Below are 16,908 nucleotides of genomic sequence, written 5' to 3'. Positions count from 1 at the left end.
AACGCCTATTCGAAAAGTCCTGCTGCTCTTAGTGCTATCCATGCGCATGCAAAATGAAGCATAGCAAGCTAATTCTCAATTTTATTTCCCATCTTATAATCAGTCTTATGAATGTGTTTCTCCAGGATCCGAATAGCATCATCTGTACCTTGAAGCTGCTTTCTGGGAAAGATCATAAGACTATACTGTCAAAGGATACAACCCTCTGTAACATTGCTACTGAAGTTTGCAACCGGAGTGCTTGGATCGGTAACAACTATGTAACCCGGCTTTATCGCTGTACTGTTCCCTGCGGCATTTTCTACAGTTAGACCTACTGTATAATTTCCTGGTTTCGTAAACGTGTGGGTCGTATTCATGGCATCCTTTGAATTGATACCATCGCCAAAATCCCAATACCAGGATGTAGGTGCTTCGACTTCACCTGTAGCTCTGCCTTTACTTGTAGCAGCAAATAACACCGTTAGAGGTGTTGTTCCAGAGTTACATTGGATGTAAATCCAGCTTATGGCTCTATGGGTCTAGCAGTGAGATCATACATATAGATATCACTAAAAAAAACACCATCAAGGGGTAATCTATGATGACTATACTTCCTATATACAATCCTGTCTCCGTAGATATCAGGTTCCGTTGCACTTCCACTGGCAGTGACTCGAGTCTCCTTCTGAGTGGAGAGATCGTACATGTAGATATCATACCCTTGCCGCCACACTATCTTATTACCATAAATAGCAGGATAGTATTGACTTGATTTATTGGTAGTAATCTGAGTCTTCTTGGAAGTGGATAAATCGTACATGTAGATATCGGTGGTGACATCTTCTCTCCACTCTTGCCACACTATCCTGTTACCATAGACGTTAGGAAATGTTGCTTCTCCATTGGAGGTTATTTGAGTTTCCTTGGAAGTGGAGAGATCGTACATGTAAATATCCGGACTTATGTATCGAAGATCATGCCAGACTATCAAGTTACCTTGCATATTAATATATTGAGGTATTCCTTTTGAAATTATCCGAGTTTCCTTAGAAGTGGATAGGTCGTGCACGTAAATACCTTCATTTCTAGTTCGATAATCCATCCACATTATCCTGTCACCATATATTTTAGGTCTCTGAGCGCGCCCGCTAGTGCTTATTTGAGTTTCTTTGGAAGTAGATATATTGTACATATAGATATCATACTGTCCATTACGATCATCTTGCCATACTATTCTATCACAGTAGAGTGAAGGATATGTCTGATTTGATTCATTAGCAGTAATCCTGGTTTCCCTGGAAGTGGAAAGATCGTACATGTAGATATCGTAGTTTCCGTTGCGAAGGTCTTGCCATACTATTCTATTACCATAGATATCAGGATAGGATGCTAATTCGCTGGTTGTAATCCGGATCTCATTTTCTGTAAGTACAATTATTGTATCAGTTTTTGAGGTAGTGCCGTAAGCATTTCTTACTGTCAGGTTAACAGTATGGATTCCTGGTGTTGTAAATGTATAAGCAGGATTTACATCGGTTGAGTCTGTTTTTCCATTATTGTCGAAGTCCCATACCCTTGACGTTGCATTTTGAGAAGTGTCATTAAACTGTACTGTCAGGGGAAGATAACCCTCGATAATATTACTACTAAAATTTGCATCGGGAGCTTTTGGATCGATAACGACTATGTAATTTGGCTTTGTCGCTGTACTATTACCCACAAAATTTCCTACGGTAAGATTTACTGTGTAAATACCTGGTTTTGTAAATGTGTGGATTGCATTCGTGGTGTGTTTTGAATAAATGCCTTCGCCAAAATCCCAATACCAGGAAATAGGTTCGTCGCCTTTACTTGTAGCTTTGCCAATAATTCTACCATAGAAAGACACCATTAGAGGTGCTTTTCCAGAGGTTACATTAGCATAAAAATCTGCCACTGGTGGTTGTGGGGGAGTTACAGTAATATAATTCGGTTTCGTTACCGCACTATTGCCTGCTTCATTTTCAACTGTTAAAGTAACGTTATACACCCCTGGCTTTGTAAACGTATGTGTTGCATTCATGGCATGTGTTGAGCAAATACCGTCACCAGTGTCCCAATGCCAGGAAGTTGGAACTCCACCAGTGCTAGTATCGGTGAATAATACCGTTAGAGGTGCTATCCCGGAAGTCACATTGGATGCAAACCCAGCTTGTGGTTCTATGGGTCCAGCAGTGAGATCATACACATAGACATCACTAAAATAACCATCACCAGGGGGCAATCTTTGACGATTATCCCTATACACTATCCTATCTCCGTAGATATCAGGTCCCATTGCACTTCCACTGGTGGTAATCTGAGTCTCCTTCTGAGTTGAAAGATTGTACATGTAAATATTGTATTTTCCGTTGCGGTGGTCCTGCCACACTATCCTATCACCATAGATAGCTGGAGACGAACCTAACGAGGACTGCCCACTGTAAGAGATCCGGCTTTCTTTCTCAGTTGAGAGGTTATACATGTAGACATCTCCTCTTCCCTTAGTAAAGTCTGAATTGCGACTATCCTGCCATACTATCCTGTCACCGTAGATCACGGGAGCATATGCTCTTCCGCCAGTGCTGATCATAGTTTCCTTCTTAGTGGAAAGGTCATAAATGCAAATACTATCTATGCTAATGGAATTGTTATTTCTATCTGTAATAGTTCCATTGTCCCCGTAACCCACCCATACTATTTTGTTTTCATATATCGAAGGGTTACTTGCAGATCCGCTTGTGGTTATCTGAGTTTTCATCTGAGTGGAAATGTTGTACATATAGACACCGGTCTTGTAGTTGCGCTCCTCAGCCCACACAATTCTATCACCGTAAATATCAGGAACACAATGGGACAAATTCTCTGCGATTAGCGAACTTGTAGAATTAAGTATATCATACACGTAAAGTCTGTACCTAACTGGGTTCTCATTATAATTACAAATACAGAATACAATTTTATTATCATAGATAGCAGGATGTGATGCATAATAATGTTCAGGCGTAGTAATTATAGTATCATTTCCGGTTTTTAAGTCATAAAGATGAATTTTGTCCCAATATGACCACACCACTTTATCACCGTAAATAGAAGTCTCTCCATTCACTCCAATATCCTCTGAGAGCCTGATTTCCTGGGCAGCTAACGTTACAGCCGAGTTTGAAACCAAAAATAAGAAAAATAATGCTATCAACACTAAAGGTATTGGATGCAACCTTTCCTTATTTGCCATTTATTTACCCTCACCGCCCCTCATTAAAAAAATATTATTACTGACCGTTTTTCAATAATTTTTACTCTTTCCTTTGAATTTTAACCTGTTATTGGCTGGATACTCGAAATATGACGATAATTTAGAGTTGTCAAAAACACAACTGCCAATTCAAACAAAAATGAAAAACACAATCAGTAACTGATAGTTGAAATGAAAATAATTACAAATAATGCCGGCCTAACATAGAGCCTATCCGGAAAGCAATAACTGGATGCTGAAAAAGTAAGTAGTTTCCTGTGTTCTTTTTTCTTTCTTTTTCCCCCATATTGCTAATGAGCAGTAATGTTGATGTAGTTTTCCAGTATTACATCCTTTATGGGGATTAATGTGGGAAACAAAATAATACATCTAGCACTGGCTTTGATTTTTCTAATAAGCTTTACATCAATAGCAAACGCTGGCAAAGAGACTATGATCATAGGTTCGAGACTAACACTGGGTACATCAATCTATGGCAACATTGTTACATTGGCTGAGACTGCTACTAACTCAGCGGGTATGTATAACCTGACTACTGGAAAGATAACCGGGCTAGGGCATGTGGGAACTAGTCCATCTATTCAGGGGGATAAAATTACATGGTGGGACGAAGAAAAGGTAATTGTGTATAACATTTCCACTGGCAAAGAAATTAACATAGAAGGCGCTAATACACCAGCGATCTACGGGGATAATCTTGTGTTTGTAAGGTCAAAATATGAGGACTGTCAGCCTGCCTCTTATCAAAATGCCCAGTATAACAGTTTATATTTATACAATCTCAGCACCCATAAAGAAGTTCAACTAACTCCATATAAGCATGCTCACTTTGGTTCTTCTATCTACGAAAATAAGATTGTATGGACACAGGCAAATCGGGTAAATTCAAGCGAGCGGAGTACAAACATTTCCATATACGACATACCCACAAAGAGAGTAAGTGACATCGGCAGAAGTGGTACAGCACAGGACGGTAAAATCTACGGAGACATTGTCGTGTGGGTAGAATCCCAAAACGGATCAATGAATATCTATATGCGAGATATTGCCAAGCATGAAACACGTCAGGTCACTTTTGATGGCAACTCGACCAGTCCAGATGTATATGGTGATAGAATAGTGTGGGAAAGTGCATACAGGGCAGGAAACAACCCGTCGGGTGATATTTATATGTACAATATCTTAACCAATGAGACAACTCGTATTACTAACAGCACTTATGCAAGAGAGCCTGCAATTTACGACGATAAAATTGTATACATAGATTCACGCAGTGATCCGGAATACCAGGAAGAAAGAAACATCTATTTGTATAACCTTTCAGCTTGAAACTTAAGGAAAAAGCCCTTTTCGTTATAGAACGGGGTATAAAATCAGAAAACCCCGGAAAAGCGATAATTGGCAGGTTTGGTTAACTAAATGAGAGATTCAATTCAGGGCTACCTGAAGTGTCTCTCCCGCCTGTTCTTATGCCGCGCCAGGTGTAGATGAGCTGGCCCGGCCTGGAGTAAAAAAAATGCAAATCGCACACCCATGATCTGTTAAACTATTTTTTACTCAAAAATAGCTGAGACTACCGCCATGCAAATAACAAAAGACAGGCTCACAAGAAGTATGGAAGATTGTAAGCCACTGTAGCTTTTATAAATACTTGATATGAAAAGTAAAGGCGACCTCAATCAAACCTTTCAATAACCTCTCAAGGCTAATGTACCCTTCAGTCAGATGTGATCCGTCTTTTATGCCCTTTCGCTTTTAGATATCGTGTTAAAAGTTATCACAAAGCTGGAAATAAATATCAGAGCGATTATTGCGTAATTTAAAGGGTTGTTTATAAACGTACTGGCAAAAGGACTGGCAATTGAATAATTCGCGGTACGCAGCCCGTGGTAAGCTGCTTCCAGAATCACTGCTATAAGCGAGAAAATAACTGCTGCTATAAAACTGCGGATGATAATGTCAGGATTCATTGTCTATCATCTTTTACAACTGCATTCTGAGATATAAATAAGTTTATTTCAGTCGAATAACCTGAGGGATTGTAAAGCACTTCCGCACTTCCAGCCATTATTTCCAGCCTGTGTAATAGGCATTAGTTATTTTTTATAAAAAATAGTGTAGGAGGATTAATTTGACAAATATATAGAGATCAAACCTAATAGTATAGGAGTTACGCAGTTGGGTCTTAACATATCGTTTTTAATAACTTACAAAATATCTGGATTAATTTACTGTGTACAGAGGATTATTTAAATATACAGTCACTGCAACTCTTCTAATTTTCATGGCACTTTCAAACCAGGATATTCCACATTTTACCCTCTGTAATTCCAGTCTAAGGAAGGCTCTTAATGAGAACATTATATGTGCTCTTTGTGACTCTTCCTTTCTTGCCTGACATTTTTCAACACCACAGAACTGTTTTATCCCTCTATGGTATTCCTCAATTTTCCATGACTTTTTTGCCAACTCTTCACGTTTTTGCTTCATCCATATCTTGCACATCTGTAACCCAGTGTTGCGTGTCTCCATCTTTTGAAACTATCCTAAAAACCTTTACAAATCCATATGCTCTGAGGTGAACCACAAGCCCTTTGGGAGGAATTTCTACTGTTTCAAGTGGCACATTTCCCTTGTTGTCAGGATTTACCAAACGGTTGCTTTTTAGCCTTGTAAGGAAGTGCCATTCTTTCTTCCTTATAGCTTTAAGGTTTTTCACACTTGCATACCATGTATCAAACAAAACGAATTCAGGATCAAAACCACGTTCTTCGGCTTTTCAAGCATATCGAGGAAATGGTCATTCTTTGTTTTGTCGTCGACATCAATGTTGTAAATTCGAAAATCGATAGGTATAACGGTTGAACCGTCTGTCCAAACTAAGGTAACTAGACCTATCCCTTTTACGGTACGATGATGTTTTCCACTCCACATACGACGAACAAAAACCATTTCTTTTGCGTATGGTTTATCTAATGTTGAATCGTCAGCAATTAGAAAGCCTCCTTCAGGCTTTACATGATTTTTTACTTCTTCCCATAACGCTTCCGTGTCCGGAGGTTGCCTTTGAAGGCAACGAGTGAAAGCGTCATGGGAAGGAGCATTAACTACGTTTGGATAACATCGAGCAGCTTCAGTGCAACTAAAAACGTTAGAAGCTGCAATGAGAAAATCAATGTAGATAATGTCGGAACACCTGGGTGGATTTATGTTCATAACTCCATACGTTTTTGGAGAATAAACAAGGAATAATTATATTTCTAATGACATGAAGTTTTCGGCATTTCAAGTGCGTAAGTCCTAAAGATAACAGGTGATAGTAACTACAGGACGGGGAGTGAACCAGCTATTTACGATAACATAATAGTGTGGCAGAATTTTGTCGATGATGAAAATCAAGATCAGAGAACCTACAATGTCTACATGTATAGAGAATTTCGATAAACTCCTCTTAGCTTGCACATTAAGAGGTATTTAAATCTCACTAAATTACCTTTCATTTATGAAAACCTTTACTGATTTTGCTCTTAAAGAAAAATACAAACACATTCAATTGGTTGGAGATAACCTTTCTGAACTTGAATCCTTAATCGGCTGGAAACGTTTTCGTTTGATTTTAGAACCTATGTATGTAAACAAAACCGCTTCAGGCGGCAGGCCTGAAGCTGATGTCATTGTAATGTTTAAGATGCTTGTTTTGCAGCAATGGCATGGTCTTTCTGATCCAGAGCTTGAGAAGCATTGTATTGACCGCCTCTCTTTCAGGAATTTTCTCGGCTTTCCTGATTATATCCCAGACAGTACCACTGTCTGGTTGTTCAGGAAGGGAATTATCGATAACGAGAAGGAAGAGGAAATCTGGGACGAGTTACAAAGTCAACTTGATTCTCATGGTTTGAAAATCAAAAAAGGAATGATCCAGGATGCTACTTTTATTCATTCAGATCCAGAACATGCTAAAGCTGACAAACCAAGAGGAAATGAAGCAAAAACAAGAAGAAGTAGAGATGGAACATGGACAAAGAAGGGAAGTAAGTTATATTTTGGCTACAAACTTCATAGCATAATAGACAGAGATTATGAACTGATCCGAAGATTCAAAACAACAACAGCGTTAGTTCATGATTCCCAAGTTGATTTGTCTGAGGAAAACGAAGTGGTTTACAGGGATACAGGATACTTTGGAGCAGAAGCAAAAGGTTTTGCCGCAACAATGAAAAGAGCAGTTAGAGGACATCCATTGGGAATAAGGGATATAATCCGAAACAAGAGGATTAGTTTAAAGAGAGTGCCAGGGGAAAGAGTTTATGCAGTAACGAAAAACGTATTTAGTTCAGGAACGGTTCTTGTTACCACTGTCGAAAGGGTGAATATGAAGATGTTGTTTACTGCTTTTTGTTATAATCTGCATCAACTGAGGACATTGAAAAGGAAAGGAGTATTTTAAGGATAGCGAAAGCTATCCTTGAAGTAAGAAAATAATGATCAAAAGAAGTCAAAAAGAGAGATCAGTAAGAGAAATTCTCAGGAAATGGTTGAGGGAAAATTCTTGCGAAGAAAAAAATAAGAGGTAAATCGAAATCCTCTAAAGAGAGAATAAAAACGGACGATTATGACATTATTACTATCGGTAATTACCGGACAGCCTGTGAAGGGCGGGGTGGCCGCACGCAATTTGATTTTGGCCTGTCCTACTTTTTAACTGTTTTTTGCTTTTACTTCTTTTTCTCGGGGTTTTGTATACTCCTATAAATAATTTCTTAATTTCACTATGGTCACAAATATTGGGGCTTGAAAAAAGTTTTTGGATATGCGAAAATATTAAATATGCCCGAAAATATTACTCATGATAACGATATATTTATGAATGCCGAACGGGAACTGGTGAATATATTTGAAACTACGTTCAATCTGCTTTAACCAAGCGTTAAAATCAAATTGCGGGCGGCCGCCCGCCCGATTATTTGGGGATAATTTACAGTGCCCTTTAACGAGGTTTCCTTGATCTAAGTTATTGAAACTTTGCTATCGGGCCCATGTCCGATTTCCAATCAATTTACAAAGAAATGACGATTTAGAGATTTAAATCGAAAACAAAAAGAGGCTAGGGTTCACTTCATCCCCGACTTGAGGGTCGGGGCATTCGTGACTCTCCGCACTCCCCTTGTAGTAAAAGTGATACAGATCCGTAGTAGAAGACCAGCCATGATTCGGAGACTATTTGTGAGCCTCCATTCCTGCTGGGGAAATACAGTTTTTGTTCAATAGATGGTGTTGCTCTGGAGGCGGTACAAACCCCCCATCTGGGAAAACATATTTTCTTAAAGAGAAAAGAAGAGAAAAGGAATGAGGGATTATGGTAAATGAATATCTGTAAGATCATCCCATTTCCTAAAAATATTGTACCTGGAAAGCTAACCGATTATTGAGGTGTATTCAATTGAATAAGTCAACAGAAAAATTACTAAAAAGAAGTTTAGACGGAAATATGCAGGTGTTCATGCATCATATTTATGAATTTCAAAAAGGCCTTCGTGATCTGATTTTGCATACGACTCATATTAGGTTTCTGAATGATATAACCGCAACACTTCAAAAAAAAGATATACCATATATCATCCATCCCGTTGGGGAAAAAAATATAAACGTGTTCTTTGGAAACGAGAAATGCATCCGAGTTATAAATAATATTGGGAATAAAAAGCTGTCACAGTATACTGATGAAGAAGATTTTATTCTCGGTATTATGCTGGGATATGATAGATTACAACAATGCGAACGTTATATCCAAAGAAAAAATGGTAGTTCAAAAGTCGAAGAACTCATAGGTTAAGCTAAGAGATATAGAATGTTCTTCATGTGTCATCTATTAAACGTTAGAGAATCTCTCATGTATTCGTTTTTATGTAATCAACATAACAATACTAATTTATGTCACCTCATCCCTAATTTATTCTTGAAGACTCTCTTTGGGATAAGTTTCCTTATGAGTGGTTAAGGCAAACTGCCAAAGAAACTGGTCTTTAATACGTGAATATAAAATTGATCCTACGCAAGCAGTCTCCAAACTAATATTAGTTCTACAATTGTGTATTAACCAATATCAAGTTTAAATATAGGCGAGCAATCATTCTGAAATACATCACCAAAAGTAACCCAATAGTATAATAAACTTTTCCAATTGTAGAACTGAGGTGACTTTTGATACAGCCTGCTACCGTCATCTTTTGAGTTTCAATTCCTCGACTCCGAAGGAGGCAGGGAGGGATAGTTTACTTCCTGTTTTGGTGTACGCTTATAGCGCACACCTGCCAGTAAGAAAAGAGAATATGAAAAAGAGGTAAATAATACCATAAGCTTCAGCAACAAATGACGATGTCTTAAAAAATGATTGACAGCAAAAAAGTGATTGGAATGGTTGCAGTGAACACCTTTAGCAACATCGCATCATTTTTAGGACTTATTTTCATTATCGCTTCATCAGCTTTTCTAAAAATTTACAAGTGTTGATATTGCTGCATTCCTTTCATCTTATTCAAGTTATTTTTGTTCATATTGACCTTAAGAGGCTGTCTTAAAATTCAAATCATTTCTACATTTGGATAGTACGCATTGTTGATCTTAAGGTCACTCAGTAAATTAATTATATCTAACATATTAGCTCGATGCATAATATCAAATGCATTAGACATCATGGTTAAAATTTAAACTTTAGACATTTAACGGTTCAATTCTACCGTTTTTTAGTCCAAATACATGAGTCCTATCCCAATTGTATAATTAAATTGAATTTTAAGACACGCTCTAAGAGAATTAAAGCTCTAACTTATGTCGAAGTAGAGGATTTGATAATTTTCTTGTTGCCACCAAACTATCAATCCTCTCATTCTAACAACAGGTCACACACTTACTGCTTGTGCGACTTCATTTGCCCATTCTTCTGCTTTGTCAAGCTGATAATCCACATCTCCATCAATCTTCAAACCTTCAACAATGATTTGTGCACCACAACTTTTCAACTTTTCTTCCAGGAGGTCCACTGCATTGCAAAATAGAGGAAAAGTGGAATCTCCCGGCCCAAAGCAAGCAGCTTTTTTACCCTTAAGGTCTACACCCTCCATCTCTTCTTCGAATGGAATAAAGTCATCCTGTAATTCTCCATCTCCCCACGTTGAACATCCTAAGAGGATTGTATCGTAGTTGGCCAAATCGGTTGGATGCAGATCTGTGACCTCCATCAGCTTGACCTTCCCATCATACTTTTCTAAAGTACCTTTGATCTCTTCAGCCAATATTTCAGTGTTTCCTGTTGAGCTACCATAAACAATAATTGTTTTCTCCATATTTTGCCTCGCTGTTTTAATCAAACTTTTGCAGATTAAAAAACGTCAAGATATTTTCTGTAATCCAAATATATTTTCATTTTACAAAAGTATTATGATAGTATAAAATGATTTCTGAATGCAAAAACAGATTTGTATATGAAAAAAAGATGGTCAAATTTTGTAATTACGAATGTATTTATAATTAGTGAATTAATTTCGAATACACGAAAAAATATATATGCATTTTTGCCATCTAAAATATGGCAGTTATAATGGGTATATCAAATTGGCAATAAGAATAGAATCCATACAAAATAATCCCAATGTTTTGATGTGGCGTACAACTATGCATGCCAAACGTATTACACATTTAAAAATTAGGAGATTATATGTAAATGAATGAAAACCTTTGGAAAATATGTTTTATTGTAATGTTCATAATTTGGGTTTTCGTCAGAAAGGTTTACGGAACTCGTGCCATGAAAAATAAATCAAAGAAAAAGGTAAGACCAAATTTTGAAAAGTCGTTAGTATTTCTTAATTTTATAGGAATGGTTTTTCTTCCTCTTACTGCTGTTTTTAGCTCATATTTAGATTCATTTAATATCAATTTACCAGATAGTATTAGATTATTTGCTTTGATAGTGACATTTCTAAATATTGGATTGTTCACTAAAATCCATAAGGACCTTGGGAATAACTGGTCTGCAATACTGGAAATCAAGGACGGTCATAAATTAGTGAAAGAAGGTATCTATAAAAATATAAGGCACCCAATGTATGCGCATCTCTGGTTATGGGTAATAACTCAGGGAATAATTCTTAGCAATTGGGTTGTTTTAATATTTGGAATAGTTGCCTGGGCAATTCTTTATTTCATAAGAGTTCCAAAAGAAGAAGAACTGTTGATTGAAGAGTTTGGGGATGAATACATAGAGTACATGGGGAAAACCGGGAGGCTATTTCCAAAAGTAGTGTGAACACTCCTTCCATTTAGGTTGAGGGGTATCTTAGCGTTTACTATACAGACTATAACCTCATTCTGAGAAAATTAATAGTAACATTATAGTTCCTATCGAGAATGAGTCCACAGAAAGGGTAGCTGTGCATTCTCTTGGATAGATCTTTTTTAACTATCTGTCCACAAGTTTATAAAGGCCCACAAAGAAATCACCTGCGCAATTTTGGACTTGTCACAGAATAACCTATACACAATTTCTATTGAATTTATTGATTTTCAAGATCAAGATCACAAATCGAAGTTATAATTGAATGATAAGTTGCGAGACTTTTTATTATTTTCTGGTCTTTAGATTTTTCCTTTCGATTGTACAAAACAGTAAAATTTTAATTATCTTTCGATAAATTTTTTATTTATGGTAAAAGGCAATATCCTAATAGATAAGTCACTGGCAAAAACAGTAGTTGATGGGAATATTATATTTCCTTTGCCAAAAGTTTTGGTTGAAAATCGATACTATCCTCTGTTCTCTATATTCTCCCCTACTCAGTGTGATAGTTGTGGAAGTAAATTACATGTGAACTCTCACCACACTCGTTTTATTTTGTCATGTTACGGCACTATACCTCTCAATGTTACATACTGGCTTTGTCCCACTTGTAAGAAACATTATCAGGATCAGGTTATTGGTGTTCAGGGTTCTGCAAATTACAGTTCTGAATATTATGATACACAAATGAATGTTAGATACGATGGACGATGCAGTCTACACAATTCTCGCCGAATAGGGGAAACATATACAGAAGGAGTAATAAGTGTCTGTGGAAGAGCTCCTTGTCCCACTTATTGTGGTTATACGAACAGAAACAAGCAAAACTTTCAAAGCAAGAACTTTTGAACCAAGAAGTTATAGCTTTGACGAAACATTGTATGTTGATGGGAATTGGATCAAGAACGGATGGAAAAAAAAGCTTGAAGAATTGATTGGAGCAAAGCTTACAAAGAAAGAATGGAAAAAGATGTGATATAAATCTGTTTACGTTGTCGCTACCAAAGAAAAGGTAATTTTAGATTTTGAAATAACTGCCAGATTACCAACAATTGAAGCTCTGATACCTCTTTTTATACGAATAAAGAACCGATTTTCTGAAGGTAAAATCAAAAAGATTGTTTCTGATGAGGATAAAGCGATCATTGGAGCCGTAAAAAGGGCCTTTCCTGAAGTGGCTCATTCTTTTTGCGTGTTTCACCAATTAAAAAATGTTAGTAAGAGATATTATGAGGAATTCAGTTCTATTGAAGAGATTCCAGATAATGATAAGATTACCTACAATGAGATATCTCAGTTGATACTTTCTGATACGGTCATCAGTGCTGTTGCGCACATTCAAAAAATACGAGAATTTAACTCTGATCTTGAACTTTCTGAAGCGTCTCATAAAGCGATTTCTTATGCCGAAGAGATTTTCATGAAAAATGTGAGCTTCTTGAAAAAAGGTTTTACGCCTGAGACAGATAATACAATGGAACAGATATTTTCTTTGATATGTGATATCGTAGACAAAGCAAGGTCATTCAAAACCAATAGTGGAATAACTAGTTTTTGTTATAATTTGTTTAATTATTTCAACAAGAGATGTTTTAGCACTGGAAAATGGAAAGGTTTCTCACCCTTAATGAGAGCAAGATTCCAACATGGATAAGGTTAGAATAGGGGAAAAATTAGTTTCTAAAGTTGATGGCTTATAGCCGTAGCTGTAGAATATTTCCACAAAAATAGGTTCATCATTGGAAAAAATTTTTTAAGTACCAGTCTGAATGGATCAACATTTTCAAAATAAGTGAATTGATTTGCTCAAATTAGGATGAAATTTTGTGATTTTCTTGAAATAGAAGAAAAACCAGAAAAAATTAAAAAGACTCAAAAATACAGATAAAACGGAAAACTCTAAAAGTTCATTCATCAAAGTTAAACTGATCACTCATGAAGCTCCAAGTCCTCCAGCACTCTGCCCTCAACACCCTCGGCACAATTGAAGAATACGCTAAAACTAGAAGCTACCCCCTTGAGTCAACCCGCTTTTACGAAACAAAAAACCCTCCCTCCCTCGACTCCTTCGACCTTCTCATAATCATGGGCGGTCCAATGGGAATCTACGACTATGCCGAAAACCCCTGGTTAAGAGATGAAAAATCCTTCATAAAACAGGCCATCGATGCAGGAAAGCCCGTGCTCGGGATCTGTCTCGGGGCTCAGTTGCTTGCTAACATCCTCGGCGCCCGCATCTACGAAAACGGACACCGGGAAATGGGCTGGTTTCCCGTAAAGGCAGTCAGGAAGGAGGAAAATAAACCAGAATTTCTCAAAGGGCTGCCGGAAGAGATCACTGTTTTTCACTGGCACTCCCGGACCTTTGACCTTCCAGAGGGAGCTGTACATCTTTTCCGGAGCGAGGGGTGCAAAAATCAGGGTTTCATATATGGCGGCAGAGTTGTGGCACTCCAGTTTCACCCGGAGGTGCATGAAGAAAGGGTTGAATCCATGATCCGGCGGTTCGGGGGAGAATCGGGAAACGGACCTTTTACCCAGAGGAAGGAAGAGATGGTCGGACAGGAGAAGTATCTGGTTGAGACAAAGAAATTCATGTTTGCAGTGCTGGACAAGTTTGAAAAAATAGCCGGAAAGGGAAGGCTGGAATAAAGAATTACGTTCTTGAACCCTCAGAAAAGATCTTTCATTCCCGAGATCAGGGCTGCAATATCTTTCAGGGCAAGGCTTTTCTTGAACCCTGTGGGGAGAGCGATATACTTCGGGCTCCAGACAGGATGGAATTTTTCTTTATAAGCCCGCAGGCCTTTGTAGTTATAAATATAGTCTCCGTTGGCAAAGATCAAAGCCCCTACTCTATGCCAGAGGGGGGCAAACTGTCTCGTTTCAAGGCCTGAAAGGGGAGCCATTCCGAGAGAAAAATGTTTGTATCCGTTTTCTTTTCCCCAGAGGATGAGTTTGACAAAAAGGTAGTCCATTGCCGGGGCGCTGGAGTTGTAGCGCATAAGGTCGATGCTGAACTCTTCCGCTGCTGCTCCTGGCCAGATGTTTGCAAAAGCCACGATTTCGGTTTCGTTCCTGACAATGCCAAGAGGGAAGTTACAGAGGTATTTCTCGTCAAAAAACCCGATTGAGAAACCCTTTTCTTTTCCGGTTTTCATTTCCAGCCAGGCATCCGAGACTTTTTTGAGTTCAGGGATAAGGGCGTTTACTCCTTCGGGGGGGATAATCTCAAACCAGTACCCTTTTTTTTCCACATTTTTCACGGCGTAGCGGAAGTCCTTGCCGGCTTTTCCTTCCAGCGTAAAGGAGTCAAGAGGGACTTTTGCTTCTTCCCCGATTTTGATCAGGGTCAGGCCTAGGTCGAGGTAAATGGGGATGTATTTTTCGCTTATCTCGTAGAAGACGGCTCTGCCTTGGTGCAGTTTGCTCATTTCATAAAAGTCCCAGATCAGTTCCTTTATCTGTTCACTCTTTCCTACAGGGTCTCCCATAGCAATCCAGCTCTTTCCCGAGACTCCGTACATCAAAAAAGCCTGTTTCCGGGCATCAAAAAGCAGGTATTTGTCTCCGCTAAGGGCGAGGTTTCCCCAGGTTTCCGGGCTTTCCCTGAGAATCGTTTTTGCAAGCTCAAGCTCTTCAGTTCCGGGAAGGTGGATGTCTTTGGAAAAAGGGCTCAGCATTTTCATAACTCCAAGGACCAGAAGTATGAAAAAGATTCCCACTACAGCCCTTAAAAAGCTCGAAGCCTGGGAATTTACCCCGAACTGCCACCAGAGTTCGTTTGAATACTCAACATTCCGGTAGGAAAACATCCCGAGCCAGATGAAGCTCACCAGCACCAGAATTATGGCAATTATATTTTCCCTGCCAAAGGACTGGTGCAGAAGTGAGGACTTCCTGTAGAAATGCTTCCTTGAGGGAAACAGGAGAACAAACATCGCAAAAAGTACTGCAGCCTCCTGGTAATTAAAATCCTTCAGGAGGGTAAAAATCCCTCCCAGTAAAAGGACTATAAGGGAAAGCATATAAGCCCCGTCGATCCTTTTCCAGAGCCCGTTTGCCAGAAGCAGGAGCAAAAAGCCTACTATGCTTCCGAAAAACCTTGAAGCTTCGATGAGAGGGAGAGGGATAAAGTATGGGAGTTCCCGCAGGTATTCGGGGTTTGAAGGAAGAGCCCCGGAAAAGAGGAGAGAGATTCCTCCCAGAAAGATCAGGACCGAAAAGATCTGGGGAGTTACCTCCGATAGACTGGAATAGGTAACTTTTCCGGCTTTTTTAAGGAACTCTTTCCTTGCTTCAAACTCGCAGAAAATAAGAGCCAGGAAGCCGAGCAGGAAAGGAAGGAAATAATAAACGGCTCTGAAGATCAAAAGAGGCTTTATCGTATCAACCGTACCGAAATAAGGCTTCAGTAGAAAGAGCATCACGGTCTCGAAAACGACAAGCCCACCGGGAACCGTGCTTATCAGCCCTGCCAGCTGGGCCAGCGCAAAGAACACAAGTACGTGAAGCAGGGTGAGCTGAGAATTTGAGGGCAGGAGGAAGTAGATTATGCTTCCTGAGAGCAGGTAATCAGCTGAGGATAAAGCAAGCTGCAGGAAAGCAATTTTAGGTTCGGGAAACCTGATCCTGTAGCCCTTAATCTCAAAATCCCGTTTCCGGAATGAGAAAAAGAAATATGCAGCAAAAAGAAGCATTAAAAGAATCCCGACTATATTCAATGGGATCGGAACCTCAGAGGAGTAAGCCGAAAACTTTACAGGATAAAATGTGAAAAGCAAGCCTGCAATGAAACAAAACCCGACCCAGAAAGTGGAGACGCAAAAAACTATAATTTCCCAGATCTCAGAAAAAGCCAGCCCGTACATCGAATACAGCCTGTAGCGGAGGGAACTTCCTGTCAGGAAATTAAACCCCGTGCTATAACTGATGGATGTGCTGATAAAAGAAGACCTGGCAGCCTGTTTGTAAGAAAGGGGATGGTTGATATGGCGGGTTGCAAGATAATCGTAGCCCGTTAAAACCGCATAGCTCAAAATAGTGAAAAAGACAGCAATTCCTATATGGCTCAGGGGAACGCTGGCAATACTTTTCAGAATATAACTCGAGCGCAGATGGTGCATCTGCTGGTCCAGAGTCCACAAAGCCAGGGCAAAGATGATTCCCGGTAAGAGGTAACTGACTACTTTAAGGGCTTTTTCCTGTGTACTGCCGTTTTGTTTCATCAGGATCGAATATCCTTTTACGTTAGAGATCAGAGTTCAGTATTTCAGTTCAAGACAGAGCTCAGGATTAAAATTTCTAATGTTGAACT

The 16,908-nt window shown here is 38.9% G+C and carries 12 protein-coding genes and 3 pseudogenes; 8 read left to right on the top strand and 7 right to left on the bottom strand.

Translation table 11 applies throughout. From position 1 onward, the window contains the following. Positions 1-5: 5 nt before the first annotated feature. The 3 genes and pseudogenes from MA_RS27145 to MA_RS14165 all read right to left on the bottom strand — a co-directional run. Positions 6-127: pseudogene (locus tag MA_RS27145) on the bottom strand (IS5/IS1182 family transposase); the annotation flags it as partial. 61 nt (positions 128-188) lie between these two features. After that, positions 189-461, bottom strand: a complete 273-nt coding sequence (locus MA_RS14170) for a PKD domain-containing protein (RefSeq protein ID WP_011022667.1) — start codon at positions 459-461, stop codon at positions 189-191. 44 nt (positions 462-505) lie between these two features. Continuing rightward, complete coding sequence (locus tag MA_RS14165) at positions 506-3,235, bottom strand: PKD domain-containing protein (protein ID WP_011022666.1); 2,730 nt, start codon at positions 3,233-3,235, stop codon at positions 506-508. Positions 3,236-3,775: 540 nt separating this feature from the next. Between MA_RS14165 and MA_RS14160 the strand changes: the two genes are divergently transcribed. Continuing rightward, a complete protein-coding gene (locus MA_RS14160; protein WP_226990603.1) occupies positions 3,776-4,585 on the top strand; it encodes a TolB family protein in 810 nt (269 codons plus the stop codon). Between the two features lie 410 nt (positions 4,586-4,995). Here the strand turns inward: MA_RS14160 and MA_RS14155 are convergent, their stop codons facing one another. Together MA_RS14155 and MA_RS25630 are read right to left on the bottom strand one after the other, a co-directional pair. Further along, complete coding sequence (locus MA_RS14155) at positions 4,996-5,226, bottom strand: hypothetical protein (protein ID WP_011022664.1); 231 nt, start codon at positions 5,224-5,226, stop codon at positions 4,996-4,998. A gap of 253 nt (positions 5,227-5,479) precedes the next feature. Beyond that, positions 5,480-6,472: pseudogene (locus MA_RS25630) on the bottom strand (transposase). Between the two features lie 286 nt (positions 6,473-6,758). Here MA_RS25630 and MA_RS14135 point away from each other — a divergent pair. Together MA_RS14135 and MA_RS14130 are read left to right on the top strand one after the other, a co-directional pair. Then, positions 6,759-7,703 carry an IS5-like element ISMac22 family transposase gene (locus MA_RS14135; protein WP_011022661.1) on the top strand — a complete coding sequence of 315 codons (945 nt, stop codon included), beginning with the start codon at positions 6,759-6,761 and terminating at the stop codon, positions 7,701-7,703. A 993-nt stretch (positions 7,704-8,696) separates the two neighbouring features. Continuing rightward, positions 8,697-9,089 (top strand): DUF2023 family protein, encoded by a 393-nt coding sequence (locus tag MA_RS14130; protein ID WP_226990602.1) that lies wholly within the window; start codon positions 8,697-8,699, stop codon positions 9,087-9,089. 1,066 nt (positions 9,090-10,155) lie between these two features. Here the strand turns inward: MA_RS14130 and MA_RS14125 are convergent. Beyond that, positions 10,156-10,599: a flavodoxin gene (locus MA_RS14125; RefSeq protein ID WP_011022659.1), complete on the bottom strand. Its 444-nt coding sequence runs from the start codon at positions 10,597-10,599 to the stop codon at positions 10,156-10,158. Between the two features lie 377 nt (positions 10,600-10,976). Between MA_RS14125 and MA_RS14120 the strand changes: the two genes are divergently transcribed. The 5 genes and pseudogenes from MA_RS14120 (at position 10,977) to MA_RS14105 (ending at position 14,243) form a co-directional block, all read left to right on the top strand. After that, entirely contained in the window at positions 10,977-11,561 is a 585-nt protein-coding gene (locus MA_RS14120) for a protein-S-isoprenylcysteine O-methyltransferase (RefSeq protein ID WP_011022658.1), read from the top strand. A gap of 396 nt (positions 11,562-11,957) precedes the next feature. Next, the gene (locus MA_RS28750) at positions 11,958-12,440 is read left to right on the top strand and encodes a hypothetical protein (RefSeq protein ID WP_226990601.1); all 483 of its coding nucleotides are present in this window, start codon (positions 11,958-11,960) and stop codon (positions 12,438-12,440) included. Between the two features lie 166 nt (positions 12,441-12,606). After that, positions 12,607-12,750: pseudogene (locus tag MA_RS29655) on the top strand (transposase); the annotation flags it as partial. A 33-nt stretch (positions 12,751-12,783) separates the two neighbouring features. Continuing rightward, positions 12,784-13,245: a hypothetical protein gene (locus tag MA_RS28745; RefSeq protein WP_048065494.1), complete on the top strand. Its 462-nt coding sequence runs from the start codon at positions 12,784-12,786 to the stop codon at positions 13,243-13,245. A 281-nt stretch (positions 13,246-13,526) separates the two neighbouring features. Continuing rightward, complete coding sequence (locus MA_RS14105; protein WP_011022656.1) at positions 13,527-14,243, top strand: type 1 glutamine amidotransferase; 717 nt, start codon at positions 13,527-13,529, stop codon at positions 14,241-14,243. Between the two features lie 20 nt (positions 14,244-14,263). On the opposite strand, the gene mprF is transcribed toward MA_RS14105, so the two are convergent. Continuing rightward, the gene (gene mprF, locus MA_RS14100) at positions 14,264-16,819 is read right to left on the bottom strand and encodes a bifunctional lysylphosphatidylglycerol flippase/synthetase MprF (RefSeq protein WP_011022655.1); all 2,556 of its coding nucleotides are present in this window, start codon (positions 16,817-16,819) and stop codon (positions 14,264-14,266) included. Positions 16,820-16,908 lie beyond the last annotated feature (89 nt).

The organism is Methanosarcina acetivorans C2A, from assembly GCF_000007345.1.
GTDB lineage: Archaea > Halobacteriota > Methanosarcinia > Methanosarcinales > Methanosarcinaceae > Methanosarcina > Methanosarcina acetivorans.
Note: the sequence above shows the minus strand (reverse complement) of the source record. Positions and strands in the feature narration are given on the sequence as shown.

What these genes read in the sequence shown, in the direction of transcription:
- MA_RS14165 (WP_011022666.1), bottom strand. Translation starts at nt 3,235, where the DNA reads ATGGCAAATAAGGAAAGGTTGCATCCAATACCTTTAGTGTTGATAGCA.
- MA_RS14160 (WP_226990603.1), top strand. Translation starts at nt 3,776, where the DNA reads ATGTATAACCTGACTACTGGAAAGATAACCGGGCTAGGGCATGTGGGA.
- MA_RS14155 (WP_011022664.1), bottom strand. Translation starts at nt 5,226, where the DNA reads ATGAATCCTGACATTATCATCCGCAGTTTTATAGCAGCAGTTATTTTC.
- MA_RS14135 (WP_011022661.1), top strand. Translation starts at nt 6,759, where the DNA reads ATGAAAACCTTTACTGATTTTGCTCTTAAAGAAAAATACAAACACATT.
- MA_RS14125 (WP_011022659.1), bottom strand. Translation starts at nt 10,599, where the DNA reads ATGGAGAAAACAATTATTGTTTATGGTAGCTCAACAGGAAACACTGAA.
- MA_RS14120 (WP_011022658.1), top strand. Translation starts at nt 10,977, where the DNA reads ATGAATGAAAACCTTTGGAAAATATGTTTTATTGTAATGTTCATAATT.
- MA_RS28750 (WP_226990601.1), top strand. Translation starts at nt 11,958, where the DNA reads ATGGTAAAAGGCAATATCCTAATAGATAAGTCACTGGCAAAAACAGTA.
- MA_RS14105 (WP_011022656.1), top strand. Translation starts at nt 13,527, where the DNA reads ATGAAGCTCCAAGTCCTCCAGCACTCTGCCCTCAACACCCTCGGCACA.
- mprF (WP_011022655.1), bottom strand. Translation starts at nt 16,819, where the DNA reads ATGAAACAAAACGGCAGTACACAGGAAAAAGCCCTTAAAGTAGTCAGT.